The sequence below is a fragment of the Butyricicoccus faecihominis genome (assembly GCF_024462775.1).
Lineage (GTDB): Bacteria > Bacillota > Clostridia > Oscillospirales > Butyricicoccaceae > Agathobaculum > Agathobaculum faecihominis_A.
In genome coordinates, this window is the sequence record NZ_JANGCE010000003.1 from 54,051 (window position 1) to 80,674 (window position 26,624).

General features: G+C 60.1%; 21 protein-coding genes. 14 read left to right on the forward strand and 7 right to left on the reverse strand.

Annotated elements, in window-relative coordinates; all coding sequences use genetic code 11:
- Window position 1 precedes the first annotated feature (1 nt).
- The 5 genes from NE562_RS03020 to NE562_RS03040 all read left to right on the forward strand — a co-directional run bounded on the left by NE562_RS03020 (window position 2) and on the right by NE562_RS03040 (window position 4,885).
- On the forward strand, window positions 2-1,828 hold the full coding sequence (locus NE562_RS03020; RefSeq protein WP_280960914.1) for a diguanylate cyclase: 1,827 nt from the start codon (window positions 2-4) through the stop codon (window positions 1,826-1,828).
- A 77-nt stretch (window positions 1,829-1,905) separates the two neighbouring features.
- On the forward strand, window positions 1,906-2,928 hold the full coding sequence (locus NE562_RS03025) for a LacI family DNA-binding transcriptional regulator (protein WP_280960915.1): 1,023 nt from the start codon (window positions 1,906-1,908) through the stop codon (window positions 2,926-2,928).
- A 62-nt stretch (window positions 2,929-2,990) separates the two neighbouring features.
- Window positions 2,991-3,761 (forward strand): alpha/beta hydrolase, encoded by a 771-nt coding sequence (locus tag NE562_RS03030; RefSeq protein WP_280960916.1) that lies wholly within the window; start codon window positions 2,991-2,993, stop codon window positions 3,759-3,761.
- Window positions 3,761-4,258 (forward strand): GNAT family N-acetyltransferase, encoded by a 498-nt coding sequence (locus NE562_RS03035; RefSeq protein ID WP_280960917.1) that lies wholly within the window; start codon window positions 3,761-3,763, stop codon window positions 4,256-4,258. Before NE562_RS03030 ends, NE562_RS03035 begins: the two co-directional genes overlap by 1 nt.
- Before the next feature lie 333 nt (window positions 4,259-4,591).
- Window positions 4,592-4,885 carry a DUF6809 family protein gene (locus NE562_RS03040; protein WP_280960918.1) on the forward strand — a complete coding sequence of 98 codons (294 nt, stop codon included), beginning with the start codon at window positions 4,592-4,594 and terminating at the stop codon, window positions 4,883-4,885.
- 184 nt (window positions 4,886-5,069) lie between these two features.
- Here the strand turns inward: NE562_RS03040 and NE562_RS03045 are convergent, their stop codons facing one another.
- From NE562_RS03045 to NE562_RS03055, 3 genes are read right to left on the reverse strand one after another with little or no spacing between them, the layout of a single operon-like run.
- On the reverse strand, window positions 5,070-6,575 hold the full coding sequence (locus tag NE562_RS03045; protein WP_280960919.1) for an ATP-binding protein: 1,506 nt from the start codon (window positions 6,573-6,575) through the stop codon (window positions 5,070-5,072).
- On the reverse strand, window positions 6,572-7,885 hold the full coding sequence (locus NE562_RS03050; protein WP_280960920.1) for a DUF2201 family putative metallopeptidase: 1,314 nt from the start codon (window positions 7,883-7,885) through the stop codon (window positions 6,572-6,574). The genes NE562_RS03045 and NE562_RS03050 overlap by 4 nt, the downstream gene beginning before the upstream one ends.
- A gap of 15 nt (window positions 7,886-7,900) precedes the next feature.
- On the reverse strand, window positions 7,901-8,875 hold the full coding sequence (locus NE562_RS03055) for a leucine-rich repeat domain-containing protein (protein WP_280960921.1): 975 nt from the start codon (window positions 8,873-8,875) through the stop codon (window positions 7,901-7,903).
- A gap of 277 nt (window positions 8,876-9,152) precedes the next feature.
- Between NE562_RS03055 and NE562_RS03060 the strand changes: the two genes are divergently transcribed.
- On the forward strand, window positions 9,153-9,533 hold the full coding sequence (locus NE562_RS03060; protein ID WP_280960922.1) for a desulfoferrodoxin family protein: 381 nt from the start codon (window positions 9,153-9,155) through the stop codon (window positions 9,531-9,533).
- A 563-nt stretch (window positions 9,534-10,096) separates the two neighbouring features.
- Here NE562_RS03060 and NE562_RS03065 read toward each other — a convergent pair.
- Window positions 10,097-12,478 carry a phosphoketolase gene (locus NE562_RS03065; RefSeq protein WP_280960923.1) on the reverse strand — a complete coding sequence of 794 codons (2,382 nt, stop codon included), beginning with the start codon at window positions 12,476-12,478 and terminating at the stop codon, window positions 10,097-10,099.
- A 537-nt stretch (window positions 12,479-13,015) separates the two neighbouring features.
- Between NE562_RS03065 and NE562_RS03070 the strand changes: the two genes are divergently transcribed.
- The 8 genes from NE562_RS03070 (at window position 13,016) to iolG (ending at window position 22,899) form a co-directional block, all read left to right on the forward strand.
- Complete coding sequence (locus NE562_RS03070) at window positions 13,016-14,146, forward strand: sugar ABC transporter substrate-binding protein (RefSeq protein ID WP_280960924.1); 1,131 nt, start codon at window positions 13,016-13,018, stop codon at window positions 14,144-14,146.
- 143 nt (window positions 14,147-14,289) lie between these two features.
- Complete coding sequence (locus NE562_RS03075; RefSeq protein ID WP_280960925.1) at window positions 14,290-15,807, forward strand: sugar ABC transporter ATP-binding protein; 1,518 nt, start codon at window positions 14,290-14,292, stop codon at window positions 15,805-15,807.
- Between the two features lie 3 nt (window positions 15,808-15,810).
- Window positions 15,811-16,968 (forward strand): sugar ABC transporter permease, encoded by a 1,158-nt coding sequence (locus tag NE562_RS03080; protein WP_280960926.1) that lies wholly within the window; start codon window positions 15,811-15,813, stop codon window positions 16,966-16,968.
- A gap of 118 nt (window positions 16,969-17,086) precedes the next feature.
- Window positions 17,087-18,610 (forward strand): xylulokinase, encoded by a 1,524-nt coding sequence (gene xylB / locus NE562_RS03085; protein ID WP_280960927.1) that lies wholly within the window; start codon window positions 17,087-17,089, stop codon window positions 18,608-18,610.
- A gap of 11 nt (window positions 18,611-18,621) precedes the next feature.
- The gene (locus tag NE562_RS03090) at window positions 18,622-19,263 is read left to right on the forward strand and encodes a DUF4867 family protein (RefSeq protein ID WP_280960928.1); all 642 of its coding nucleotides are present in this window, start codon (window positions 18,622-18,624) and stop codon (window positions 19,261-19,263) included.
- A 17-nt stretch (window positions 19,264-19,280) separates the two neighbouring features.
- Window positions 19,281-20,756 carry an L-fucose/L-arabinose isomerase family protein gene (locus NE562_RS03095; RefSeq protein ID WP_280960929.1) on the forward strand — a complete coding sequence of 492 codons (1,476 nt, stop codon included), beginning with the start codon at window positions 19,281-19,283 and terminating at the stop codon, window positions 20,754-20,756.
- A gap of 261 nt (window positions 20,757-21,017) precedes the next feature.
- Window positions 21,018-21,854, forward strand: coding sequence for a sugar phosphate isomerase/epimerase family protein (locus NE562_RS03100; protein ID WP_280960930.1), 837 nt, complete (start codon window positions 21,018-21,020; stop codon window positions 21,852-21,854).
- A 28-nt stretch (window positions 21,855-21,882) separates the two neighbouring features.
- Window positions 21,883-22,899 (forward strand): inositol 2-dehydrogenase, encoded by a 1,017-nt coding sequence (iolG, locus tag NE562_RS03105; RefSeq protein WP_280960931.1) that lies wholly within the window; start codon window positions 21,883-21,885, stop codon window positions 22,897-22,899.
- 148 nt (window positions 22,900-23,047) lie between these two features.
- On the opposite strand, the gene NE562_RS03110 is transcribed toward iolG, so the two are convergent.
- From NE562_RS03110 to NE562_RS03120, 3 genes are read right to left on the reverse strand one after another with little or no spacing between them, the layout of a single operon-like run.
- A complete protein-coding gene (locus tag NE562_RS03110; protein WP_280960932.1) occupies window positions 23,048-24,088 on the reverse strand; it encodes an alcohol dehydrogenase catalytic domain-containing protein in 1,041 nt (346 codons plus the stop codon).
- A gap of 37 nt (window positions 24,089-24,125) precedes the next feature.
- A complete protein-coding gene (locus NE562_RS03115; RefSeq protein ID WP_280960933.1) occupies window positions 24,126-25,076 on the reverse strand; it encodes an ABC transporter permease in 951 nt (316 codons plus the stop codon).
- Window positions 25,077-26,564, reverse strand: coding sequence for a sugar ABC transporter ATP-binding protein (locus NE562_RS03120; protein ID WP_280960934.1), 1,488 nt, complete (start codon window positions 26,562-26,564; stop codon window positions 25,077-25,079).
- Between the last annotated feature and the right edge of the window lie 60 nt (window positions 26,565-26,624).

The window sequence follows — 26,624 nt, forward strand, 5'->3', positions numbered from 1 at the left end:
CATGGGCAAGACGGAAAAGATTGATAAACGCGCCCTAATCCTATTCGCCGTCTGCCTCGCGGTCATCCTCGTGCTGATCAACCTGCTGTTTATCCGTTACCGGCGCGGGTTGGATCAAAACTTTTACACGCTGGAAGAGCAGCTGCTCGATTCGTTTATCGGCGGGCAGCGGGACGCGGCGGAAGCCAAGCTGACCGACCTGCAAAATAACCTGAAAGCCACGGCTGCGCTGATCGAGCAGACCGGCGTAGACCCGGACAGTCCCGGTCTGATCGACTACTTAAAGGAAATGGGCGAGATACACAGCGGCTATCAGGTGCAGTACATACCGCTGGAAACGCTGGCCGCGGGGCTGGAAGAGCAGGGCATTCAGCCGAGCGACTATGAAATATATCAAAAGCTGGCCGCCGGTCAGTCCGTCGTATCCGAGCTGCGGCGCTCCAAAAGGCTGAATGGCACCTATTTCAGCATTGCCGAGCCGGTGCTGCAGGATGGAAAAACCATCGGCGTGCTGCGCAGTCTGCTCGACGCGGAACTGCTTTTAAAGGAAACGCAGTCGTCCACGCTGTACGCTATCAGCTTCCAGTGCGTGACCGATTCCTCCGGCACGGTGCTGTATACGCCCAACCGTCAGGACTGGGTGGGGGCCGATCTGGTATCCGGCTTGTCAGAACGCGGCATGAAGGACGCGGTATCGAAACGCCTGCGCGCCGCGCTGGGAAGCGCGGACGCGACGACCATCCTGATCGGCGAGGGCGATGGGGAAACGCACTTTGTTTCGTCGGTCGGGCTGAAGTATAACAACTGGCATTTGGTCAAAATTGAAACGACCACCGTGCTGGACGAGGCTTCGCGCGAGATCATGCATCGCATGATCTGGATCAGCGGCTCGCTGATGCTGCTCACCTTCCTCGTCGGTCTGTTGTTACTTGCCGGTGTGCTGCGCCAGCAGCGCAAGCAAAAGATCGAGCATGCGCGCTATGCCGCTATCGCCAATTTTACCGATACGGTCTTGTTTGAATACAATTATAAAGAAGACATTTTGGAAATGACGGACAACGGACACGGGCTGTTTTCCTCTGTGGGCGACCGCATACGCAACCTGCGCGCGCACCGCTTTGATCTGCTGGGGGAAAAGGACCGCGCGCGGTTTCTCGCCATGCTCGACGAGGCGGCGAAGAGCGACGCGCCGCGCTCGATCGAGCTATGCTTTGCCGATTCTTCAAGCGTGCGCTGGTACGAATGCAAGGCGCAGGCGCTGGGCGGCAAGCCGGGCAGCCCGGAGATCCTCATCGGCAAGATGACCGATATCACCGCCCGCAAGAGCAAGGAATTGCTGCTGATCGAGCGCGCCGAACGCGATCAGCTGACCGGCTTGCTCAACAAAGTATCGACGGAGCAGGCCATCCGCGCGCTGTTGCAGCAGGATGGACGGGGCCTGTTGTTCATGATTGATCTGAACCGCTTCAAAAAGATCAACGACACCTATGGGCACGACGCGGGCGACCGCGCGCTGCGCGCCATGAGCGAAGCGCTGAGAGCGGTATTCCGCGCCTGCGACCCCGTGGGCCGCATCGGCGGCGACGAGTTTTTGGCGCTTATGGCGGATGCGGACGACGAAACGGTCGCCGCGCGTAAGGCGGAGCAGATCGAAAAGCAATTGGAACGGATTTCCGCGGCGCAGGGGCTGGAGATCACGGCCAGCATCGGCGTGGCGTGCTGCCCGAAAAACGGGAGCAATTATGACGCGCTGTTCAAGGCGGCGGATAACGCGATGTATCAGGCCAAAAAGCAGGACAGCGGCGTTGTCCTGTCCGATGAAAAATAAAAAAAGCGCCCCTTGCACCGGCCTCCCGGACGTGATATCATGGGAAACAGAATGCTGAAAAATAAGGGGGTGCGGGCATGGCGGTGACCATAGCGAAAATCGCGGAGATCGCGGGCGTTTCACGCGGCACGGTGGACCGTGCGCTCAACAACCGCGGCCGGGTCGATCCCAAGGTCGCCGCCCGCATCCGCTTGCTCGCCAAGGAACTGGGCTACCAACCCAACCGCGTGGGCAAGCTGCTCGCGCTGGCGAAAAACCCGATTCGGATCGGCGTGATCGTGCAATCGGTCGAAACCGCGTTCATGGGCACCGTGCTGCAAGCGGCCGAGCGCACGCGCGACCGCCTTGCGGCCGAAGGGGTGGAGGTGCTGGTGCGTTCCACCGGCACGGTCGACGTCGAGCGTCAGCTTGCCGCGATCGACGAACTGGTGCGCGCGGGCGTGGGCGGCTTGGCGCTTTCCCCGGCGGAGGATGGCCGCATCCGTCAGCGGGTGCGCGAGCTGGCGCCGCATATGCCGATCATCACCTTTAATACCGATCTGCCGGATTCGGGGCGGCTGTGCTACGTCGGTTTGGACAATTACGCGAGCGGCCGCACCTGCGCGGGCCTGATGGCGCTGCTGCTCGGCGGGCAGGGCAAGGTGCTTGTCGTTTCCGGCGTGATGCAGAACCGTTCGCACCGGCAGCGGGTCGAAGGCTTCTGCGAGGAAGCGGCAAGCGAATTTCCGGGCCTGTCCATTCTGCCGCTTGAAACCTGCGGGGACGACCAGCAGCTTTCGCACGATATCGTCTGCCGCGCGGTGCGGCAGCATCCCGATCTGCGGGGTGTGTACATTTCGGTAAACGGCCAGCTTGGCGCGTGCGACGCGCTCAGAGAACTGGGGCTGCGGGGGCGGGTACATCTGATCTGCCATGATTTGTTTCAACAAAATGTGGACAATGTACGCGCGGGGCTGATCGATTTTCTGATCGATCAGGATGCGGAAACGCAGGGCTCCCGCCCGATCGAATTGCTGTTCGACCGGCTGCTGGTCGGCGCGGAACCGCCGGGGGATAAGCTGCTCACCCGCATCGACATCCGCAACCGCTACAATTTATAATGGGCCTGCCGGGGCTGCGCGTTCCGGCAGACTTTTGCTATTTTAAGGAGGGCAACCAAGCCATGGAACACTTTGCAATGCCGTTTGGCGGCAGGCTGACGCGGTATCCGGCGGCGGGCGCGGCGGTAAAGCCCGCGCTCATCCTGTGCCCCGGCGGCGGGTACGAGCACTGCTCGATCCGCGAGGGCGCGCCGGTCGCCCGCGCGTTCGCCCGATTAGGGATCGAATCGTTTGTGCTGGAATACGACTGTGAAAAGCCGCCGCTTGGCCTGCGGCCCCTTGCCGCGTTATCCGGCGCGGTGGCGCTGGTGCGGCGAAACGCGGGCCGGTTTGGGGTAAACGAAGCGCGCATCGCGGTGGGCGGCTTTTCCGCGGGCGCGCATCTGGCGGCGCTGCACGGCGCGGTATGGGAACGGGCGGACCGCTACCCGGCGGATACCGACCTTACTCTACACAAGCCGAACGCGCTGGTGCTGGGTTATCCGGTCGTTACGGCGGGCGACGCCGGGCACCGGGGCTGCTTTGACCGTCTGGCCCCGCGTGAACGGCAGGCGGATTTTTCCGTGGAGACACTGGTCACGCCCGCCATGCCGCGCGCCTTTCTCTGGCATACGCTGGACGACGCCACGGTGCCGGTGGAAAATACGCTGCTGCTTGAAGCGGCGCTGCGCGCCGCGGGCATTTCGCACGAAGTGCATTTGTTCCCGCACGGAACGCACGGGCTTGCGCTGGCCGATCTGGAAACCGCTGATCCGCAAAAGGGCCGCCTGCCCGACCGGCATGTGGGCCGCTGGCTTGCGCTGGCCGCCGAATGGCTGAAGGAGCAGGGCTGATGCGGGTACGCAAAGCGACGTTTTCAGATCTCGCCGCCCTGCAACCGCTGTACGCCGCCGCGCGGCGGTTCATGCGTGAAAACGGAAACCCCGGCCAGTGGGGCAGCGCGCGCCCATCCACCATGCAGCTGTTCCGCGATATAGCGGAGGGGCGCGGGCATGTGTTATTGGAAAACGGCCGGATCGAGGCGGCCTTTAGCTTTACCTGCGCGCCCGACCCGGATTACGCGGAGATAGACGGCGCGTGGCTGAATGACGCGCCGTACGGCGTGGTGCACCGGCTGGCTTCCTCGGGCCGTGTACGCGGCGCGGGCGCGGCCTGCCTAGCGTGGTGTATGGAGCGGTGCGGCAATATTCGTATCGACACGCACCAGGATAACCGGCCCATGCGCGCGATGCTCGCCAGACAGGGCTTCACGCCTTGCGGCACGGTGTACCTGCGCGGGGTGGGCGAGCGGCTGGCGTTTCAGAAATCGGACGAGCGCGGCCGCCCTTAAACGCCGCAGTTGCAATCGCCCGCTGTGGCCGGCGTGGTGAGGTCACCACGCCCTACCAATACGGCGCTTTGCGCTGCTGGTGGCTCGCGATGCTCGCAATAAAAGCGCGGCGGTAGCCGCGAGGACGAATGCGGCGCCCGCCGCGGGGGCAAAGGGGAAAGGAACACCGGCTGGGTTTGGCGCGCCCGCATATCCCGGCGCTTCGTTTAGCAGGCGAACGCGCGGAGGATTACGCTATGATAGATTGATTCGGGATAGGTCAAAATACCCCTAGCACTACTTCTGTTTTTTGTTATGATTAGCAAGAAGGAGTGAAATGATTTGAGAACGAATATGCTGGAATTATTGGCGGAGGGAAACCTTGATGCAAGAGCCGCCTCTTTTGATAAGGGCTCTCGCTATGCGAAGGCGCTTCATGAAGTGGTTCTGACGAAAGATCTTGTACTAAAACTTTTGGATCATGAAGGGAAAGCACGGTTCGACGCATTTTGTAATGCTAGCAGTGAAGAGGAGACCTTGTTCGGTATCAGCCGGTTCATTACTGGATACCGCCTAGGCACGTTGCTCATGGCAGAGGTTTTTCTTTCAGAGGATGCTATTATGTACGGGTCTGCAAGCTCGGAATAGTAGAGTTGGAGTGGTTCGGAACGCCCGATGGGGTCGGCGTGGTGAGGTCACCACGCCCTACAAAATAGTGCAGCAGATGCCGTAGGGCGGCGTGACTCACGCCGCCGCGCGTTTAATTGTTCGCGTCAGCGAACTTCCGAAAATAGGGCCGCGTTGCAACCGATTGTGCAACGCGGCCCTAGTCTTATATTTCGCTTTGCCGCGCGGCGGCGATGTTCTCCATGATCTTTTGGCGGGTATCGTCGAACAGCAGGCGGTCGTTATGCCGGTAGTAGGCTTCGCAGCCAAAGGTTTGAATCAACCAAGAGGTGAAGAAGTTCGCGGTCAGCTCGGTCGCGAAAAGGATGAGCTCCTGACTGTCGGGCAGGGCGTCGTCCAGAAAGGCAAACGCGGCTTCGATCTGGCGGCCCGCCTCGTGGGCAAGCTGCAAACGCTTTTCCGGTTCCGCGGCAAACAGCGCGCGCAGGCGGTCAAAGGCCGCGTCCGTGGGCACGCCTTCGGTGAGCAAGGTCTTTTGCGCGTTTTCCAGCCACGCGGCTTCGGCCAGCAGCGTGCGCTGTGCGTCCCGGTCGGCGGAGCCGGATTCGCGGCGGCGCTCGATGTGCGCCTGCTTTTCGGCAAGGTTCAGTTGAAGCGCGGCGGGCGCGGCCTGTTCCGCGTCGCGGATGCGCTGCAGCGTTTTGTGCAGCGCGTCGGTCAGCGCGTCCTGCCGGTAGGCTTCGCGCGCGGTTTCGGACAGGCGGGCGAGCAGCAGACCCAAAACGCCCAGCCGCTCGTCGAACGGGGCGGCGGCAAGCTCGGCGCCGCGCAACGGCTCGTAGGCGCCCGCTAGGATATCCTCCACCTTGTACACGCGGCGGTACTTTTCGTACAGCGCAAGGTAGTTGGCAAAATCGCCCGCGATGCGCGGCAGCTGGATATACTGCCCGATCACCTCGCGGTCGACCGGCAGGCCGAGCGATTCATAGGCGTAAAGCAGCTCGGAAAGGTCCTCCCAGCCGCGCGCGGTGGCAAATTGCAAGCCGTCCGCCGTGGTTTCGATGCGGTAAAAATGCTCCTTCCGAATTTCCAAATAGGAGATGACCGCCCCGTGCAGCCCGCGCCGGTAGGCGTATTCCTTCCAAACCCCGAAATCCTCGTTTACATCGATGCGCTTGACGCGGTCGAGCGTGACCACGTCGAACTCGCGCACGGATTTATTGTATTCCGGCGGGTTACCCGCCGCGACGACGACCCAGCCCTCGGGCAGCCGCTGGTTGCCGAAGGTCTTGCACTGTAAAAATTGCAGCATCATGGGCGTGAGCGTTTCCGAAATACAGTTGATCTCATCCAGAAACAAAATGCCCTCGCGGACGCCCGACCGCTCGATCGAGCGGTAGACCGACGCGATGATCTCGCTCATCGTGTATTCGGTCACGGCGTATTCCCGCCCGCCGTACGCGCGGTGCTCGATATAGGGCAGGCCGAGCGCGGACTGGCGCGTGTGGTGCGTGATCGTGTAGCACACAAGGCCGATGCCGGTCTCCTCCGCGATCTGCTCCATGATCTGCGTTTTGCCCACGCCGGGCGGCCCCATCAGCAAAATGGGGCGCTGGCGCACCGGAGGGATGCGGTACTGCCCGAACGAATCGCGCGACAGATAGGCGCGGATGGCGTTTTTAATCTCTTCCTTGGCTCGTTTGATATTCATATGGTTTCTTCCTCTGCGGGTAATATTTCATCTTCCGATAGCGTCACGCGGATGGCCCACGGCGGCAAATGCTCGGGGTAGCAGCGGTCCCGCAGCATGACGAAGGCCGCGTCGTACGGCGGGCGTTTAGCGGGGTAAACACCCAGCCCGTCGGTAAAGTACAAAAGGCCGCGCAGGTGGCGGAACGCGCCTTCGGCCTGTAGCTTCGCCACGTGGTCGAACACGGGGCGGAAATCGGTGGCGCTGCCGCCGGCCAGTTCAAAATTTGCCATATAGTCCGCCAGTTCGTCCGCGCTCGTGACGCGCTTGTCCGCGCGCACCCGGTCGTCGCACTGCAAAATGCGCAGATTGACGCGGCGGAAAAAGCTTTCGCTGTCGCGCAGCATGGCGTAGGTGTAGGATAGAAACGCGCGCACCAACTCGCCGGAGGTGGACATCGAGGTATCGATCGCAACGACAAAATCCTCGATCCGGTGCGCTTCGCGCGTTTCCAGCGGCTCGATCAGCGGCATGTTGCCGTAGTGACGCAGGCCGTAGGCATAATAGCCGTAATCGAACGCGTCCGGGTCGATCGAAACCTCCTCGCCCAGCACGGCGAAGCGGTGCAGGAACGCGCGGTAATCGGTCTTTTCGCGGGTCTCTACCCGCAGCTGGTCAAGCACGGCTTCGCCGCCCGCGCCGGATGCGCTGAACACGGTTTCCATGCCGGTTTGCGTGCGCGCGGTGATCTGCTGCCAGCGCTCGTCCTGCCGGCGCTGCTCCTCGTCCTCGTTTTCGGCGTACCAAAGCGTGTGGTCGTCCTCATAAAATTCGCGGGCAAGGGTGGCGCGGTCGTATTCGGATAACGGGGCGCGGCGAAAGCGGCGGTAAATCGCTTCCGCGGTCAGCACCGGCATATCGCTTTGCAGGCTTTCATATAGGTTGCGCCGCCGCACGCTGTGCGTCAGCGGGGTTAGGCAGCGGTAACCCAGCCCGTCGATGATGCTTTCCACCGCGATATCGCAGCACAGGTCCCAAAGCGCCTCGTCGCGCCCCCGGCTTTTTCCGGGATGGCGCAGCAGGCAGTGCAGCGTTAGGTGCAGGTAGGCGCGGCAGACGAGCGAGCGGGCGCGCTCATATCGCCCAGCCAAATGCGCGCCGTTCCAAAACAGGCGCGCGCCGTCGGTCGCCAGCGTGGCGGTATTGTATTCCTCGCCGTGGCGCAGCGCGCCGAGCGCCGCGTCCAGAAATGGCATGTTCAGGTACAGCTCGGCACGCGCCGTGGATAATATCTCGCGGCCGACCGCATGCCAATTCGTTTGTTGCGCCATGCCTGCCGCACCTCCTTACAGCTCGAATGATTTGGTTTGCTCCGGCGCGCCCAGCCTGCCAAGCGCATCGAGCAGCAGGCCGAGCGCCTCGGTCTGCCCGCGCTGCCGCGCGCGGTCGCACGCGGCGGAAACCGCGTTAGGCCCCAGCGCGCCGCATTGCAGCAAAAAGGCGAGCGGTTCCGTGTCTCCGTTTTCGGCATAGGCAAGCGCGAGCGCGCCGCCGTGCGCGGCAAGGCAGGCGAAATAGCGTTCGCGCGCCCCTTCGCCCAGCGCGTAGGGAAAGCGCAGGCGGGTGAGCGCGACCCGCGCGGCCGCGTCGAACGCGTGCATGCGCAAAAGCCGTTCCAGCGCCGCGTCGTACTGGTGAAACTGGATCGCGCCGCGCGTGAAGCACTGCCGGTAGGCATGGCCCGCGCCGCCGATGCGGTAGCGGAACACGTGGGGCGCGGACAGTTCCTCCAAATCCTCCACATACTCGGGGAAGATCAGACGCGCTTTGCCGCCGTTTGCAAAATCCAAAGCGGCGGTGATTTCGCCCGCGTGTTCGCTGAGCAGCTTTTGCAGCAGGCTGGTTTCGCCGGAAAGAAAACGTAGGCGGATCAGCCGCAGCGCCGCGCAGTTCATCAGCGCGCCGCCGCCCAGCGTATCCGCCGCGTCGGTGAGCGAAAGCTCGGCAAGGCTCCGGCAATTAAAAAACGCATACGCGCCGATGCGGCGCAGGCCTTGCGGCAGCGTAATGCTATGGATGGCGGCGGCGTTGTGCACCGGCGCGGGCCCGCCGCAGGTAACGCGAACGGAAAACGCGTCCGCCGGGATCGCGGGCGCGCGCTCGGCCAGCGCGTAGTCGCCAAGCGCGACGACCGGCTTGCCGAACAGCGCGTCCGGCAGCGTTACATGCTCGTCGCGCGTTTCACAGCGCAGCAGGCAAAGCCCGTCCGCTTGCTCGCGGCAGGTAAGCAGCAGATCGTTTTCTCCCGCAAGCTCCCGCATGGCGCAGCCCTCCTTCATTTAAAAAATGAATTTCATGCAGCTATAATAGCCGCTTTACGGTTATTATAGCACGTCCCGCGGCGGCGTAAAAGCGAATCGCCGTATTTCCGGGGCGCGCCAACACCGAATCAGCATAGTAGACAAGAAAGAGGAGAAAATATTATTAATATTTATTATCAATAAATAAAGAAAATCACTAGACAAAGCAGTAAAACGATGGTATACTTTAGGCATAAAGGAAATACCATGAACGAAACATATTTGGGAGGAAAAAACCATGTGCGAAGTTAAGTTTTATAAATGCAGCCACTGCGGCAATCTGGTAGGGATGATCCATGACGCGGGCGTACCGATCGTCTGCTGTGGCGAGAAAATGACCGAGCTTGTTCCGGGCTCGGTGGACGCCGCCGCTGAAAAGCATGTGCCGGTCATCCGTGTGGAAGGCGATACGGTAACGGTATCCGTTGGTTCCGTGGCGCATCCGATGGCGGAGGAGCACTTCATTGAGTGGATCTATTTACAGACCGAGCGCGGCGGCCAGCGCAAGTGCCTTGCGCCCGGCGAAGCGCCCGAAGCAACGTTTGCGCTTGCCGGAGAAAAGCCGGTTGCGGCGTATGCCTACTGCAACCTGCACGGCCTGTGGAAAGCGGACGTATAACCGGAACATAAACAAAAGAGCTTGTTTCGCAACAGGCTCAAGACAGACAAAAAGACCGGCGAAAGCCGGTCTTTTTGCGTTTTCAGGCGCTCGCCGTATTCCATGTAAATGACAAGCTCTGACCACGCCTCGGTAAAATCTGATGTCATCATTATTCTGGATCGGACCAATATTAGGAATCCGTAGCCAATGTCATTTGGTGAAGCATAGCTGGCTCCTAAACGACGTAGCACCACCCATTGGCCTCCCCCCAACGAGGGCATATGCGTAAACTTAAGCAATGCGCGGGGGGTCAAAGACCGTTTTCTGGCCTTCCCCCCACGAGGGGAAGGTGGCGCGCGCCGCAGGCGCGTGACGAAAGGGGGGCGTAACGAATAGCGCATTGGAAGGTTACTGCGCACATCAATGCCAATGGTTCTTACGCCCCCCTTCAGACCCGCGCTTCGCGCGGCCCAACTCCCCCTCGTCGGGGGGAGCCTATGGGACGTTTGCCACGTATTTACCATTAGTTTGCCCTGAACGAAATGGCATTGAATCCATCCCTTTGGTTTTTGGGTTATGGCTTACTGCCATTTCCAGTCGCGGACCTCGGGCAGGTCAAGGCCGTACTCGTGGATATACTGCTTGTGCTCCACAAGCTTGTCGCTCATCCGTTGGTACAGATACGCGCCCCGGTTGCCAAGCTGCGGCAGGCGGAGCAGAGCGTCCTGCACCAGATGGAAGCGATCCAGATCGTTCTGCACGCGCATGTCGAAGGGCGTGGTGATCGTGCCCTCTTCTTTATAACCGCGCACGTGCAGGTGCCGGTTGTGGCGGCGGTAGGTCAGCTCGTGCACCAGCGTCGCGTAGCCGTGGAAGGCAAAGATAATGGGCTTGTCGCGCGTGAACAGCATGTCGTATTCCGCGTCGGACAGGCCGTGCGGGTGCTCGGCCTTGGGCTGCAATTTCATCAGGTCTACCACGTTGACCACGCGCACCTTGATATCAGGCAGGCTTTCCCGCAGGATGGAGACCGCCGCGAGCGTTTCCAGCGTCGGCGTTTCGCCGCAGCAGGCCATGACCACGTCGGGCTCGCCGCCCTGATCGTTCGAGGCCCATTCCCAAATGCCGATGCCCTGCGTGCAGTGCTTGACGGCCTGCTCCATGGTCAGCCATTGCGGGCGCGGGTGCTTGGAGGCAACGATTACGTTGACATAGTTGCGGCTGCGGATGCAGTGGTCGAAGCAGGAAAGCAGGCAGTTGCCGTCCGGCGGCAGGTATAGGCGCACCACATCGGCCTTTTTGTTGGCGATATGATCGAGGAAGCCGGGGTCCTGATGGGTAAAGCCGTTGTGATCCTGCTGCCATACGTTGGAGGCGAGGATCAGGTTCAGCGAAGCGATCTTCTGCCGCCAAGGCAGTTCGCTGCACACCTTGAGCCACTTGGCGTGCTGGGCGGCCATCGAATCGATGATGCGGATGAAAGCCTCGTAGCTGGCGAAAAAGCCGTGGCGGCCGGTCAGCAGATACCCCTCCAGCCAGCCCTCGCACAAATGCTCGGACAGCATGGAATCCATGATGCGGCCGTCCCGCGCGAGAAATTCGTCCGAGGGCAGGGTTTCCGCGTTCCACACGCGGTTTGATACCTCGAACGCGGCGGTCAGCCGGTTGGAAGCGGTCTCATCCGGGCCGAACACGCGGAAGTTGCGGCTCTCCTCGTTCAGTTTGAGGATATCCCGCACGAACTTGCCCATTTCGAGCATATCCTGTCCTTCGACCGCGCCGGGCGCGGGCACCGAAATTTCATAATCGCGGAAATCGGGCAGGCGAAGCTGACGCAGCAGCAGGCCGCCGTTCGCGTGCGGGTTGGAGCCGATGCGCTTGAGCCCGGTAGGAGCGAGGGCGCGCAGCGCGGGGATCAAACGGCCCGCTTCGTCGAACAGCTCTTCCGGCCGGTAGCTGTGCAGCCAAGCGTTCAGCATTTCCAAATGCTCGGGGCGATCCATCATGATCGGCACCTGATGGGCGCGGAAGCTGTTTTCGATCATTTTGCCGTCCACTTCCTTGGGGCCGGTCCAGCCCTTGGGCGTGCGCAGCACGATCATCGGCCAGACCGGGCGCGAAGCGTCGCCGGTTTCGCGGGCGTGCTTCTGGATGGCGAGGATCTCCTCGATTACCTGATCCATGGTCTCGGCCATTTTCCGGTGCATGATCATCGGGTCGTCGCCCTCGACGAAGTACGGCTTCCAGCCGCAGCCCTCGAAGAATTTCCGCACCTCGTCATGCGAAATGCGTGAAAACACCGTGGGGTTGGCGATCTTGTAGCCGTTTAAATGCAAAATGGGCAGCACGGCGCCGTCCGTGATGGGGTTTAAGAACTTGTTGGAGTGCCACGAGGTCGCGAGCGGGCCGGTCTCGGCCTCGCCGTCGCCCACGGTCACGGCCGCGATCAAATCCGGGTTGTCGAACACCGCGCCGAAGGCGTGCGCCACGCCGTAGCCGAGCTCGCCGCCCTCGTTGATCGAACCGGGCGTTTCGGGCGCGACATGGCTCGCGATGCCGCCGGGGAAGGAGAACTGCTTGAACAGGCGGCGCATGCCCTCCGTATCCTCGCTGATGTTGGGGTAAACCTCGCTGTAGGTGCCCTCCAAATAGGTGTTGGCAACGAAGAAGTTGCCGCCGTGGCCCGGGCCGGACAAAAGGATCATATCAAGGTCGTAGCGCTTGATCTCGCGGTTCAAGTGCACGTACACAAAGTTTTGCCCGGGCACGGTGCCCCAGTGGCCCACGATCTTCTTTTTGATATGCGTGGGCTTTAACGGCTCGCGCAAAAGCGGATTGTCCAGCAGATAAAGCTGGCCCGCGGCAAGGTAGTTGGCGGCGCGCCAATAGGCGTCCATCTTTTGTAAAAGCGAATCGGTCAGCGCGCCCTTTTCCTCGCATGGGGTAGGGTCGGTCAGCGTCATAGTATTGCTCCTTTCAGCGGTAGGTCCTGTTGGGTTTTTCTCTTCTGCGTTTATTGTACGCCGTCGTGTCGCGCACTACAAGGGATGAATTGTTAAATTTTTAGCAAATCATGTGATTGGGTCAAAAAAGGCCCATGCAAGGCAAAAACGCCTTTTTTAAGGCAAAATTAACCCCTATTTCGTTATTCGTACAAAAAATAAAGTCGTTTTTGTGCGAAATGACTAATAAAAGTTGATGCGTTTTGAGCATGTTTGGTTAAATCGCAAGAATCGTAATAAAACGTTTAAAAAATGCCGCGCGGGTGAGCAAAACGGTACCGAACACCGCAAGAAAAGTATAGCGAAATCGAAGGAAAGTGAGATATAATTAGCTCACAAAATGAATCGCTGAAACGCAGAAATATACAAAATGAGGCAATAATATGAATATTTTTGGGTTTTAAAAAGCGATGAGCATCCCCTCGGGCAAGTGCGCCCTTTTCTAGGTGTAGACCGTAATGAGGCGGTTTATGATACACATTTTAAGGAGGATGAAAAATGAAGAAGAGGTTACTGGCCATGTTGATGGCGGGCGCTATGGCGCTTTCCCTAACTGCGTGTGCAGGCACCACCACCGGTAGCGATGCGGGCGGCGGCGACGAACCCTCGGACAGCTCGGCGTCAGGCGGCGAGACCAAGGATATCAAGGATATCGTCGTCGGTCTTTCCGTAGGCAACACCACGGAGGAACGCTGGAACCGCGAAATCCAGATGTTCGAGAATTACGCGAGCGACAAGGGCTTTACCCTGAACACCCAAATCGCCAACAACGACGCTAACAAGCAGGTTTCCCAGTGCGAAAACCTGATCAATCAGGGCGTTGACGTGCTGATCGTACAATCGCTGGACGCGGAAGCCGCGGGCCCGATCGTTGACGCCGCGCACGACGCGGGCATCAAGGTCATCGCGTACGACCGGTTTATCATGAACTCCGATCTGGATTACTACATCACCTTCGACTCCTACAAGGTCGGTAAGGTAGAGGCTGAATTCGTCGTCAAGGAAGCGCCGAAGGGCAACTACATCTGGCTGAAGGGCGCGCCGGAAGACAACAACGCGCACCTTGTCGCACAGGGTCAGGAAGACGTTCTCAAGCCGTACATCGATTCCGGCGACATTAAGATCGTTCTGGACCAGTGGTGCAAGGGCTGGGATCCGAACGAAGCACTCAAGCATGCGGAAAACGGCCTGACCATGGCCAACAACGACGTACAGGGCGTTATCGCCTCGAACGACGGCACCTGCGGCGGCGCGGTACAGGCGCTTGCGGCGCAGGGCCTTGCGGGCAAGGTTCCGATTTGCGGACAGGACGCCGACCTCGCGGCTTGCCAGAGAATCGTGGAAGGCACCCAGACAGGCACCGTTTATAAGCCGCTGGCTCCGCTGAATCAGGCTGCTTGCGAACTGGCTGTCGCCATCGCCACCGGCGCGGACCCGATGAGCGGCGTCGATTCGAGCCTTGGCACTTGGACCAAGCTGAACAACAACCAGAAGGACGTCGATTCCTTCACGGTAGACGTAGAAGCGGTTAACAAGGACAACATCTACGACATTATCGTAAAGCGCGACGGTTTCCATACGCTTGAGGAAGTTTACGCGAACATCCCCAAGGATCAGTGGCCGGCGTAATCTCTACGTAAGGGCGACTAAAACAAAGTAGAGTGCGGGGTGCACGGCTGCGACGCGCAACCATGTGCCCCGCTCTTTTTCCCAAAAGAACTCCGCGCCCTTCGCGGAGACAGGACGTATTTTGTGAATTTGGGGGTGTTACTATGCCAGATTATATTTTGCAGCTGCAAAATATTACAAAGATATTCCCCGGCGTGAAAGCGCTGGACAACGTTACCTTTGATGTGCAGCGCGGCCATGTGCACGCGCTGGTCGGTGAGAACGGCGCGGGTAAATCCACGCTGATCAAGATCATCAGCGGCGTTTACCCGAACGGCACGTACGACGGCAAGGTGCTGTTCGACGGTCAGGAATGCAAATTCCGCAGCATCAAGGACGTGGAACGGACCGGTATCGCCTGTATCCATCAGGAACTGAATCTGGTGCCGGATATGAGCGTGTCCGAGAATATCTTTATCAACAACCAGCCGAGCAAGATGGGCGTGATCGATTTTGATAAGCTTTATTATCAAACGGTCGAGCTTTTGAAGCGCGTCGGTCTGGATACGAATCCGAACGAGCTGGTCCGCAACCTCGGCACGGGCAAGCAGCAGCTGGTCGAGATCGCCAAGGCGCTTTCGCGCGACGTCAAGCTTTTGCTGCTCGACGAGCCGACCGCCTCGCTGACCGAAGCGGAGGTAGACATCCTGCTCGACATGGTGGATAAGCTGCGCCGGCAGGGCGTTACCTGTATCTATATCTCCCACCGTCTGGACGAGATCATGCGCCTGTGCGACGATATCACCGTCCTGCGCGACGGCCAGACCATCGAGACCCGCGCCCGCAAGGACATGGACAAGGATACGATGATCTCCCTCATGGTAGGCCGCGAAATGACCAACCTGTTCCCGCGCGTCCCGCATACCCGGGGCGAGGTCGGCTTTGAGATCAAGAACTTCACGGTGCCGCATCCCGAGATCCCGGGCCGCGATTTGATCCAGAACGTCAGCCTCAAAGCGTATAAGGGCGAGATCCTCGGCATTTCGGGCCTGATGGGCGCCGGACGAACCGAGCTGTTCACCGCCGTTTACGGCGCGTTCCGCACCAAGGGCAGGGGCGAGGTCTATATCGACGGCAAAAAGGTCGAAATCAAAAACCCGATCGACGCGCTGAACGCAGGCTATTTTCTGGTCACGGAGGACCGCAAAAAGCTGGGTCTGAACCTGATCATGAGCATTAAGGAAAACACCACGCTGGCTTCGCTCGATAAGGTGTCGAAATTCGGCATCCTCAACGAGGACGCCGAGGTGGCGTATACCACCAAGTATGTCGAAGAAATCCGCACCAAGACGCCTTCGATCGAGGTGGCGGTCAACACGCTTTCGGGCGGCAACCAGCAAAAGGTCGTTTTGGCCAAGGCGCTGATGAGCGAGCCCAAGGTCATGATCCTTGACGAGCCGACGCGCGGTATCGACGTCGGCGCAAAATATGAAATCTACAAAATCATGAACGAGCTGGTCGAAAAGGGCGTTGTGATCATCATGATCTCGTCCGAAATGGAAGAGATCCTCGGCATGAGCGACCGCATTATCACGGTCGCAGGCGGCGAGGTCACCGGCGAGTTTGAGATCGCGGAAGCGACACAGGAAGTACTGATGCGCGCAGCAGTAGGGAGGGGCTAAACTATGTCTAGTACAGATACAAAAAAGAAATCGCTTAGCGGCAAGCTTGATATCCGCACCCTGACGATGGTCATTGTGCTGATCGTTTTGTGGGTTGGCTTTACCGCGGCAACGGGCGGCAACTTCATCACCACCCGTAACCTGTCCAACCTGATCCGTCAGGCGGCGTTTACCGGCATTATGGGCGTCGGCATGACGCTCGTCATCGTCACCGGCGGTATCGACCTGTCGGCCGGTATGGTCATGGGCTTTGTCGGCTGTATCATGGCGGCCTGCCAAGTATGGTTCGGCCTGCCCACGATCGCGACGATCGCCATCGGTCTGGTGCTGGGCGCGGTCATCGGCCTGATCGAAGGCGGCCTGATCGCCTACACCGGCATCGCCCCCTTTATCGTCACCTTGGGCGCGCAGCTGATCTTCCGCGGCGGCATGCTGGCCGTCACGGGCGGCCAGACGGTCGCGCCGTTCCAAGAATCCTACAAGTTCTGGGGCACCGCGTATGTGCTGCCGCTGTGGGGCTGGGTCATCGCGGTCATCGCCTGCGTGGCCATGCTGGGTATTGAGCTGAACAAGCGCCGCGCCAAGAAAAAGTACAACAGCCTGCAGGAAACCATGGGCGAAATGATCGTCCGCTGGCTCATCTTCTGCGCGCTGGTTCTGGTCGCGGTGTACATCTTAAACTCCTTCAAGGGCATTCCGATCCCGGTGCTCGTCATGGCGATCGTGGTCGTCATCTTCACCTTCGTTTCGCAGAAGACCACCTTTGGCCGCAGCGTATACGCGATCGGCGGCAATATCTCCGCGGCGCGCTACGCCGGCATCAATGTAAAAAAGAACCTGACCGTGGTCTACTGCCTGAACGGCTTCCTGTGCGCGGTCGCGGGCGTGATCTACACCGCCCGTCTGAACGGCGGCACGGCGCAGGCGGCAAACGGCAACTATGAGCTGGACGCGATCGCGGCGGCCGTTATCGGCGGTACCTCGATGACCGGCGGCGCGGGCAAGGTCGCGGGCGCGATTCTCGGCGCCGTGATCATGATGTCGATCGACAACGGCATGTCGATGATGAACCTAGACGCTTACTGGCAGTTCATCGTCAAGGGCCTGATTCTGGTGGCCGCTGTTTGGTTCGATACGCAGACGCAGAAGAAGGGCAAATAAAAATACGATTTGGAACATACCGTTCCAGGCGGGGGACGCTGTTTCAGGAATACTGTGACAGCGTCCTTATGCCATAACGGGCGTATCCGATCGGTTGTTTAACGAAAGGGGTGTAGGAATGGAGTATCTTCTTGGCATCGATATCGGCACCTCGGGGACAAAGACGGCGCTGTTCGATACGGCGGGCAAGCTGGTCGCGTCTAAAACCTATGAATACCCGATGGCGCAGCCGAAAAACGGCTGGGCCGAGCAGGACCCGCGCGATTGGTGGCGGGCCGCCGTGCAGGGCATCCGCGGCGTGCTGCGCGAATCCGGCGCCAAACCGGAGAGCATTCGCGGCGTCGGCCTTTCCGGGCAGATGCACTCGCTCGTCCTCTTGGACGAGCACGACGAGGTGCTGCGCCCGGCCATTCTCTGGTGCGACCAGCGAACGGCGGCGGAGTGCGACGAGATTCACGAGACCATCGGCAAAAGCCGCCTGATCGAGCTGACCGCCAACCCGGCGCTCACAGGCTTTACCTCGGGCAAAATTCTGTGGGTGCGGAGGCACGAACCCGAGCTGTTCAAGAAATGCCGCCGCATCCTGCTGCCCAAGGATTATATCCGCTTAAAGCTCACGGGCGAGTACGCGACCGAGGTGTCGGACGCTTCCGGCATGGGGCTTTTGGACGTGCCGCACCGCCGCTGGTCGGACGAGGTGCTGCAAAAGCTGGGGATTGATCAGGAGCTGCTTTGCCGCGTCTACGAAAGCCCGGAGGTCACCGGCACGGTGACGAAGCGGGCGGCGGAGGAGACCGGCCTTGCGGCGGGTACCATCGTCGTCGGCGGCGCGGGCGATAACGCAGCCGCCGCCGTGGGAACCGGCGTCGTCACGGACGGCAAAGCCTTTGCGACCATCGGCACCTCGGGCGTGGTGTTCGCCCATACGGATCAGCTCTCCATCGATCCGGCGGGCCGGGTGCACACCTTCTGCTGCGCGGTTCCCGGCGCGTGGCACGTGATGGGCGTCACGCTGGCCGCCGGGGCTTCGCTGCAATGGTTCCGCAACCAGCTCTGCGGGGACATCATTGAAAAGGCAAAGGCGCTAAAGATCGACCCCTATGTGCTCATGGACCAAATGGCGGAAGCCGTGCCCATCGGCGCGGAACGCCTGCTGTTCCTGCCCTACCTGATGGGCGAGCGCACGCCGCATCTCGACCCGGACTGCCGGGGCGCGTTTGTCGGCCTTTCGGCCATCCACACGCGGGCGGAGATGATTCGCGCCGTGATGGAGGGCGTGACCTATTCGCTGCGCGACTGCGCGGAGATTCTGCGCGAAATGGGCGTGGCGAGCGAGCGCATCGTCGCCTGCGGCGGCGGCAGCCTGTCGCCCCTGTGGCGCGGCATGCTGGCCAACGTGCTGCGGTGCGAGGTATCGACCGCGGCGAGCCGCGAGGGCCCGGCGCTCGGCGTGGCGCTGCTCGCGGGCGTGGGCGCGGGGCTGTATGAAAGCGTGCCCGCCGCGTGCGAAGCGGTCATTCGCACCGAATCGCCGCTCCGGCCCGAAGCGGAAGCCGCGGGGCGCTACGAGGCGTATTATCAAGTATACCGTTCGCTTTATCCCGCGCTGCGCGATAGCTACGCGGCGCTGGCAAAGCTTTAAGGAGGCGAGACATGGAACTGCAAAGCGTATTCAGCGAAGCCTTCGCGCCCTATGGGCGCGTGGTAAGCGGCGTCAATGTGAGCGAGCTGCGCGAGACCCTGCGCCGCGAGACCGAAAAACCGGAGGCGGGCACCCTGTATGAGCCCTCGGTCGCGGCGCTGGAAAAGCTGCCGGTGTTTGGAATTCTGCAAAACAGCGTGTACGGCGGCCAGCCGATCCAGATTGGCTGCTGCAACGGCACGAATACCAAGCTGAACTGTCTGGAATACCACCGATCGAGCGAGATTAACATCCCGGACGACGACATGGTCTTTCTGCTCGCGCGCCAGCAGGAGATAAAGGGCGGCAAGCTTTCCACCGGCAGGGTGGAAGCGTTCCGCGCGCCGGCGGGCGCGGTGGTGGAGCTGTATGCGACCACGCTGCACTACGCGCCGTGCGACGGTGCGCGCGGTAAGGGTTTCCGCGTGGCGGTCGTGCTGCCGCGCGGCACCAATACGGAAAAGCCCGCGCAGATGGCCGGGGGCGGGGAAGAGGACCGTCGACTTTGGGCGAACAATAAATGGCTGCTCGCCCACCCGGACAGCGCGGAAGCCGGGCAGGGCGCGTATGTAGGCCTGACCGGTGAGAATTTGGATATTGCATCCGATCTTTAGAACGGAGGAAATAAAAAATGAACAATATCCCGGTAATAAAAATGGGCATTATCTCGGTCAGCCGCGGCTGCTTCCCGATCGCGCTTTCGGAAAAACGGCGCGCGAACGTGGTCAAAGCCTACGGCGATGGGCTGTATGAATGCCCGGTGTGCGTGGAGACCGAAGCGGACGCGAAACGGGCGGTGGACGATGTGAAGGCCGCGGGCGTTAACGCGCTGGTGGTTTTCCTCGGCAACTTCGGGCCGGAAACGCCGGAGACCCTGATCGCGGACTGGTTCGACGGGCCGATCATGTACACCTCGGCCGCCGAGGGCGACGGCGACCTGCACGATGGCCGGGGCGACGCCTACTGCGGCATGCTGAACGCCTCGTACAACCTTGGCCTGCGCGGCAAGCGCGTGTACATACCGGATTACCCCTGCGCGACCGCCGGGGAAGCGGCGGCGCAGATTCGGGAATTCCTGCCGGTCGCGACCGCGCTGGTCGGTCTGGCGGGCCTGAAGATCTTTGCCTTCGGCCCGCGGCCGAACGACTTCCTCGCGTGCAACGCGCCGATCAAGGCGCTGTACGATCTGGGCGTGGCGGTGGAGGAACATTCGGAGCTCGACCTGCTGGTGGCCTACAACAAGCACAAGGACGATCCGCGCATCCCGGCCAAGATGGCCGAAATGGCGGCGGAGGCCGGCAACGGGGAAAGCAAGTTCAGCGGCATCCTGCCGCGTCTGGCGCAGTACGAGCTGACGCTGGAGGACTGGATGGCCGAGCATCTGGGCGCGAGCCAATACGCGGCCTTTGCCAACAAGTGCTGGCCCGCGTTTCAGACGGAGTTTGGGTTTGTGCCCTGCTATGTCAACGCAAGGCTGACCGGACGGGGCATCCCGGTGTCGTGCGAGGTGGATATTTACGGCGCTCTGTCCGAGTATATCGGCGTTTGCGTTTCGGGCAAGGAAGTCACGCTGCTGGATATCAACAACTCGGTGCCCGCGTCCATGTATGAGGAAAGCATCGCGGGCAAGTCGCCTTACCGCCACCGCGAGACCTTCATGGGCTTCCACTGCGGCAACACCTGCCCGAGCCTGCTGCGCGACCCGCATATGGGCTACCAGCTGATCATGAAGCGCGATCTGGAGCCCGATTTGGCGGAGCCGGACATCACGCGCGGCACGATGGAGGGCGACCTCAAGGCGGGCGATATCACGTTTTACCGCCTGCAATCCACGGCCTCGACCGAACTGCGCGCCTATGTGGCCGAGGGCGAGGTGCTGGATGTGCCGACGCAGTCCTTTGGCTCGATCGGCGTGTTCGCCATCCCGGAAATGGACCGCTTCTACCGCCACGTGCTGATAGAAAAGCAATATCCGCATCATGGCGCGGTGGCCTTCGGGCATTACGGCAAGGCACTGTTTGAGGTGTTCAAATACCTCGGCGTGCAGGATATCGCCTATAACCGCCCCGCAAGCCTGCCCTATCCGACGGAAAATCCGTTTCGCTAAAGGCCGCTGAAAACCGTGCCGCGCTCCCAAAGCGCGCAAGAAAGGCATGGAAATAAAACGGTAAAGCGATATAATAATGGTATCCTGATGCGTTTCGTTGCCGTACGGCATTCCGGTTCGGTTTCGATTCTTTCTCTCTTTTCTTTTTTTCTTTTTCTTGTGCGCGGCCGCGGCTGCAAGCGCAGCCGCGGCCGGCATGGGAAGCATCAATTCAGGCGCGCGCGCATCTTGGACAATACTGAAAAAGAAGGGTTGTAAGCTATGCTGAAACTTGGATTTAACGAGGCCACCTGTAAAGAAAATTCTACGGTTGAGCGTGACCTCGCGCTGTGCGAAAAGTACGGCTACGATTATATTGAACTGCGCCTAGACATGCTCAAGGCATATTTTGAAAACCATACGATGGATGACCTTAAGGCGTTTTTCGCGGGCAGCCATTTAAAGCCGTTCGCCTTCAACTCCATCGAGGATATCAACTTCAACACGCCGGAGCAGTGGGAAAAGCTCGTCGACCTGTTCACCTTCGGCTGCAAGACCGCCGAGGCCATCGGCAATCCGTACATGATCGTCGTGCCCACCATGGGCCCCGACATGGACCGCAAGACCGAGGCCGAGGTGTTCGAGGATTCGGTCAAGGTTTTGAACCGGCTGGCCGATATCGCCGAGCCTTACGGCGTGAAGCTGTCGTTTGAGCCCATCGGCGACCGCCGCTGGTGCTGCAATTCGATGCGTCAGGCGTGGGAGATCGTGCAGGCGGTGGGTCGCGACAGCGTGGGTCTCACGGTCGACTGCATCAATTTCTACATGCATGACAAGTGCGCGGACCTTGAATATCTGCGCAAGATCCCGACCGAAAAGATCTTTGTGTATCACATCAACGACTGCGAAGACCTGCCGCTGCGCGTGCTGGATCACTGCCACCGCATCATGCCCGGCAAGGGCTGCATCCCGGTCGCGGATATCTCGCGCGTGATGAGTGAAATCGGCTACGACGGCCCCGCGTGTCTGGAACTGTTCCGCCCGGAATACTGGGCCATGGATGCGGAAGAAGTCATCAAAATGGGCGCGGCATGCTGCGCGCCGTTTTTGAAAGCATAAGCTTGTTTGACAATAGGAGGAAAATGAAATGGAAAAAGTGAAAATCGGCGTGCTGGGCGCGGGCCGTATCGGCCGCCTGCACATCACGAATCTGGTACAGGCCGTGCCGAACGCGGAGGTCGTCGCCATTGCCGACCCGTTCCTGAACGACGACACGGTGGCGTTTGCCAACGCGCTGGGCATCACCAAGTGCTCTAAGGACCCGCAGGATATCTTTGCCGATCCCGCGATCGACGCGGTATTCGTCTGCACCTCGACCGACGCGCACGCGGAGATGATCTCGCGCGCCGCCGCCGCGGGCAAGCACGTGTTCTGCGAAAAGCCGATCCATACCGATCTGGGCAAGATCCGCGAAGCGATCGACGCGGTGGAAAAGGCGGGCGTCAAGCTGCAGGTCGGCTTTGTGCGCCGCTTTGACCATAACCATAAGAAGGTGCACGACGTCGTCGCGTCCGGCCGTCTGGGCAAGCCGCACATCGTCAAGGTATCCTCGCGCGATCCCGATCATCAGCCGATGTCCTACATCGCCACCTCGGGCGGCATCTTTATGGATATGACCATTCATGATTTCGATATGGCGCGCTATCTGGCGGGCAGCGAGGTCACCGAGGTCTGCGCGTACGGCGCGGCGCTTTCGGGCGAGGGCTATGAAAAGTATGACGATGTGGATACCACTATCATCATGCTCAAGTTTGAAAACGGCGCCATCGGCGTGATCGACAACAGCCGCGCCTCGCACTACGGCTACGATCAGCGCACCGAGGTGCACTGCGACAAGGGCTGCGTGCAGGTCTCGAACGATCTGGACGATCAGGCCATGATCTCCACCGCCGAGGGCGTGGAAATCGCCAAGCCCACCTGGTTCTTCCTAGAGCGCTACAACAACGCGTTCATTCAGGAGGCCAAGGACTTTGTAGAAGCCATCCAGAACGACACGGAAACGCTTGTCGGCGCGAAGGACGGGCTGATGCCGGTCGCCATTGCCATGGCCGCCGCGAAGTCCTTCCACGAAGGCCGCTCGGTCAAGCTGAGCGAAGTTCTGTAAGACAATCTAATCAAAAGCCGCCGCTCCCCGGTCGCAGAGGGGAGCGGCGGCTTTCTAAATCGTGGTGTGTGGGTAGCACATTACAAGACCAAAGCCCTCTCAAACGGAGGGCTTTGGTCTTATGTAGGAGAAAAAGAAGAAGAGATGGTCAATCGTTAATGCCGTTCGGGTAGATGATGACCCGGCTGGCCTGCTGGGTGTTCAGCAGCTCGATGCCGCGCGCGATGTCTTTCAGTTCCAGCTTGTGGCTGATGATGCGGTCAAGCTCCAGCGCGGGATTTTCTAGCAGCTTGATCGCGAGGGGAAAGGTGTTGTGCGCGCAGTAGGAGCCCATCACGGTCAGCTCGTTGCGGACGATCACGGCGGGCGGCACCTGACTGACCGCGTTGGCGTTCTGGCCGAAGATTAGCAGCCTGCCGCCGCATTTCAGCAGCCCGACCGCCTGCCCGAACACCGGGCCGACGCCGACCGCGTCCACCACGATATCGCAGGTCTCGCCCCACTCGCGCAGCAGAATGGCCTGCACGTCCTCGCGGGCCGGGTCGATCGCCAGATCGGCGCCGCATTCCAGCGCTTTTTGCCTGCGCACGGCGGACATTTCGCATACCGCCAAACGGCGCACGCCGTACAGCTTCATCGCGCGGATAAAGGTCAGGCCGATCGGCCCCATGCCGAAAATGGCCACGGTGTCCGCCGGGGTGGGGTTCAGCTTGCGCATGGCGTTCATCACGCAGGCAAGCGGTTCGGTCATCGCGGCGAGATAGGAGGGGATGGCCTCCGGCATATCCATCAGCTGCGCTTCGGGAACGACGCAGTACTGGGCAAAGCCGCCGTTTCGCTGCTGGCCGAAGATAACCGCGTTCGGGCACAGGTTGTCCATGCCGGTGGTGCAGTAGGCGCAGGTATGGCATTTCATAATGTTGTCGACCACGACCTTGCCGCCGGGGTGAAAGCGCGTGACCGCGCTCCCGGTCTCTTCCACGAAGCCGAAAAATTCATGGCCCAGTATCACGCCGGGATCGGCGTGCTGTCCGGGCGGCACGTGCAGTACATGCAGGTCGGACCCGCAAATACTGGCCGCGCCCACGCGGATGAGTACGTCGTCCGGCTTTGTCACCCGTGGTTTTTCCACGGTTTTCACGTTCAGTACGCCGTTGCCTTCAAATACGGCGGCAAGCATGGTGGACATAGAAAAGACACCTCCCAAACGGTATGCACGGGTAAGATTACCCCTTTTTCTTATTTTTCATGGTATCCAGAAACACGGCGAGAATGATGATGCCGCCGGTCACGAGCTTTTGATAATAGGGGGAAACGTTGTTGATCGTCAGCCCGTTTTTCAGCACGTACAGCAAAACCGCGCCGATGCTGGTTTTCAGCACGCTGCCCGAGCCGCCCGTCATCATCGTACCGCCGATCACGACCGCCGCGATGGTCTCCATTTCATAGTTTTCACCGGCGGAGGGCGAAGCGAAGTTCAGGCGCGAGGTCATCAGCAGACCGCCGACGCCGGCGAGCAGGCCGCAGAGCACGTAGGCGATCATTTCGTATTTCGAGGTGCTGATGCCGGATAGGCGCACGGCTTCCCGGTTGCCGCCGATCGAATAAATATAGCGGCCGGTTTTGGTCTTGACGGAGAAAATCCAGAACAGGATGTAAAGGGCGACGGTCAGCAGCAGCAGAAACGAGACGCCGCCCAGCTTCGCGGTGCCCATCCAGTCGAACCCGGTGGGGAATTCGGAAAAGGGCATGCCCTGCGAGATGATCAGGGATATGCCGTAGCAGATGCCCTGCGTGCCCAGCGTGGTGATAAAGGCCGGGATACGGATGTAGCCGATCAAGTAGCCGTTCACCACGCCGACCAACACGCCGCACGCAATGCCGATCAGCGCCAGCCCGGGAATGCCGACGCCGCGCGTGGCGAACACGCCGATCAGGATGCCCGCCGTGCCCATCAGACGGCCGACGGAAATATCGATGCCGCCGGTCAGAATGACGAGCGTCTGGCCGATCGCCACGATGCCGATGACCGAGGCTTGAATCAGAATGTTTTGAATATTGCCAAGGGAAAAGAAATCCGGATTGAGAAAGGCGAACACAATACAGATGATGACAAACGCAATGTAAATGCCGTAGCTGAGCACCATGTTGGAAAGGGAAACCTTGCTTTTAGCCATTTAATTCACCCCAAACGAATAGTTCAAAATCGTATCCTTGGTCAGCTTGCGCACATCGGTCAGTTCGGCGCATTTCTTGCCGTCCTTCAAAACGATCACGCGGTCGGCCGCGCGGAGGATCTCGTCAATATCGGAGGAGATCATGATGATCGCCTTGCCGGACGCCGCGAGATCGAACATGATGCGGTAGATTTCTTCCTTCGCGCCCACGTCGATGCCGCGCGTCGGCTCGTCGAAAATCAGGATCTCGGCGTCGCGCAGCAGCCACTTGGCAATGACGACCTTTTGCTGGTTGCCGCCCGACAGATTCATGGCGAGCGCGTTTTCGCCCGGCGTGCGGATGCGCAGCTTTTCGATATACTCACGGGCGATCCGGCTTTCCTTTTGCTGATCGATCAGGCAGCCCGAACGCACCTTGTCCATGGTTGGCAGAGAAATGTTGTCCGCGATCGAGCGGATCAGAACGAGCCCTTCGCCGCGCCGGTCTTCGCTGAGGTAGGCGATCCCGTTTTTTACGGTTTCTGTGTAATTTTTGACCGGAAGCGGTTTTCCGTGCAGGGTGATCTGGCGCGGGCCAAGGTTATCGATGCCGCAGAGCGAGCGGGCCAGTTCGGTTTTGCCCGCGCCTACCAGACCGGTCACTCCTAATATTTCGCCCCGGTACAGGCTGAAGCTGATGCCCTCTTGTTTGTTCAGTACGGTAGGCATGCGCTGCACGTCCAGCACGATCTCATCGGTCGAGAAGCTTTGCTTCACCCGCTCCTCAACCTTGTGGCCGGACACCATGGTGACGAGCTGTTCGGGCGTGACGTCCGAAATGCTGTGCGTTTCGATCTTTTTGCCGTCACGCAGCACGGTTACGCGGTCGCCGATCTCGTAAAGCTCGGGCATGCGGTGCGAAATATAAACGATGCCGATGCCCTTGCTTTTTAAATTGCGGATAATGCCGAACAGCGTTTCGATCTCCTTGGGGGATAGGGATGCGGTCGGTTCGTCAAATACAATGATCTTACACTGGCTGGAAACCGCTTTGACGATCTCAACGATCTGCTTTTTCGCAATGCCAAGCGTTTGCACCAGCGCGCGGGGGTCCAGATCGTAATCAAGGTCGCTTAGGAACGCGCCCGCCTGCCGGTGCATTTCCTTCCAATCGATCAGACCGTGCTTTTTCAGCTCGCGGCCTTGAAATATGTTTTCCGTCACGGTAATGTACTCGTTCACCATCAGTTCCTGATAGATGATGCGCACGCCCAGACGGAGCGCGTCCTTGGGCCGCTCGATGGCGACGGGGCGGCCCTCCAGCTGGATTGTGCCTTCGGTGGGCGTATACGCGCCCGCGAGAATTTTGATCAGTGTGGATTTGCCCGCGCCGTTTTCGCCAAGCAACACATGGACCTCGCCCGGCCGAAGATCAAAATCCACATGATCGAGCGCGACCACGCCCGGGAATATTTTTGTAATGCCGCGCATTTCCAGAATGTTGTCCATATCCGCACTCCTTGCCGGTATCAGAATGGTAGAGCGCGGGCCGGGCCTTGCGCCGCGCAG

What these genes read in the sequence shown, in the direction of transcription:
- NE562_RS03070 (WP_280960924.1), top strand. Translation starts at nt 13,016, where the DNA reads ATGAAGAAGAGGTTACTGGCCATGTTGATGGCGGGCGCTATGGCGCTT.
- NE562_RS03020 (WP_280960914.1), top strand. Translation starts at nt 2, where the DNA reads ATGGGCAAGACGGAAAAGATTGATAAACGCGCCCTAATCCTATTCGCC.
- NE562_RS03100 (WP_280960930.1), top strand. Translation starts at nt 21,018, where the DNA reads ATGCTGAAACTTGGATTTAACGAGGCCACCTGTAAAGAAAATTCTACG.
- iolG (WP_280960931.1), top strand. Translation starts at nt 21,883, where the DNA reads ATGGAAAAAGTGAAAATCGGCGTGCTGGGCGCGGGCCGTATCGGCCGC.
- NE562_RS03025 (WP_280960915.1), top strand. Translation starts at nt 1,906, where the DNA reads ATGGCGGTGACCATAGCGAAAATCGCGGAGATCGCGGGCGTTTCACGC.
- NE562_RS03115 (WP_280960933.1), bottom strand. Translation starts at nt 25,076, where the DNA reads ATGGCTAAAAGCAAGGTTTCCCTTTCCAACATGGTGCTCAGCTACGGC.
- NE562_RS03090 (WP_280960928.1), top strand. Translation starts at nt 18,622, where the DNA reads ATGGAACTGCAAAGCGTATTCAGCGAAGCCTTCGCGCCCTATGGGCGC.
- NE562_RS03075 (WP_280960925.1), top strand. Translation starts at nt 14,290, where the DNA reads ATGCCAGATTATATTTTGCAGCTGCAAAATATTACAAAGATATTCCCC.
- NE562_RS03045 (WP_280960919.1), bottom strand. Translation starts at nt 6,575, where the DNA reads ATGAATATCAAACGAGCCAAGGAAGAGATTAAAAACGCCATCCGCGCC.
- NE562_RS03065 (WP_280960923.1), bottom strand. Translation starts at nt 12,478, where the DNA reads ATGACGCTGACCGACCCTACCCCATGCGAGGAAAAGGGCGCGCTGACC.
- NE562_RS03080 (WP_280960926.1), top strand. Translation starts at nt 15,811, where the DNA reads ATGTCTAGTACAGATACAAAAAAGAAATCGCTTAGCGGCAAGCTTGAT.
- NE562_RS03060 (WP_280960922.1), top strand. Translation starts at nt 9,153, where the DNA reads ATGTGCGAAGTTAAGTTTTATAAATGCAGCCACTGCGGCAATCTGGTA.
- NE562_RS03120 (WP_280960934.1), bottom strand. Translation starts at nt 26,564, where the DNA reads ATGGACAACATTCTGGAAATGCGCGGCATTACAAAAATATTCCCGGGC.
- NE562_RS03095 (WP_280960929.1), top strand. Translation starts at nt 19,281, where the DNA reads ATGAACAATATCCCGGTAATAAAAATGGGCATTATCTCGGTCAGCCGC.
- NE562_RS03040 (WP_280960918.1), top strand. Translation starts at nt 4,592, where the DNA reads ATGCTGGAATTATTGGCGGAGGGAAACCTTGATGCAAGAGCCGCCTCT.
- NE562_RS03035 (WP_280960917.1), top strand. Translation starts at nt 3,761, where the DNA reads ATGCGGGTACGCAAAGCGACGTTTTCAGATCTCGCCGCCCTGCAACCG.
- NE562_RS03055 (WP_280960921.1), bottom strand. Translation starts at nt 8,875, where the DNA reads ATGCGGGAGCTTGCGGGAGAAAACGATCTGCTGCTTACCTGCCGCGAG.
- NE562_RS03110 (WP_280960932.1), bottom strand. Translation starts at nt 24,088, where the DNA reads ATGTCCACCATGCTTGCCGCCGTATTTGAAGGCAACGGCGTACTGAAC.
- xylB (WP_280960927.1), top strand. Translation starts at nt 17,087, where the DNA reads ATGGAGTATCTTCTTGGCATCGATATCGGCACCTCGGGGACAAAGACG.
- NE562_RS03050 (WP_280960920.1), bottom strand. Translation starts at nt 7,885, where the DNA reads ATGGCGCAACAAACGAATTGGCATGCGGTCGGCCGCGAGATATTATCC.
- NE562_RS03030 (WP_280960916.1), top strand. Translation starts at nt 2,991, where the DNA reads ATGGAACACTTTGCAATGCCGTTTGGCGGCAGGCTGACGCGGTATCCG.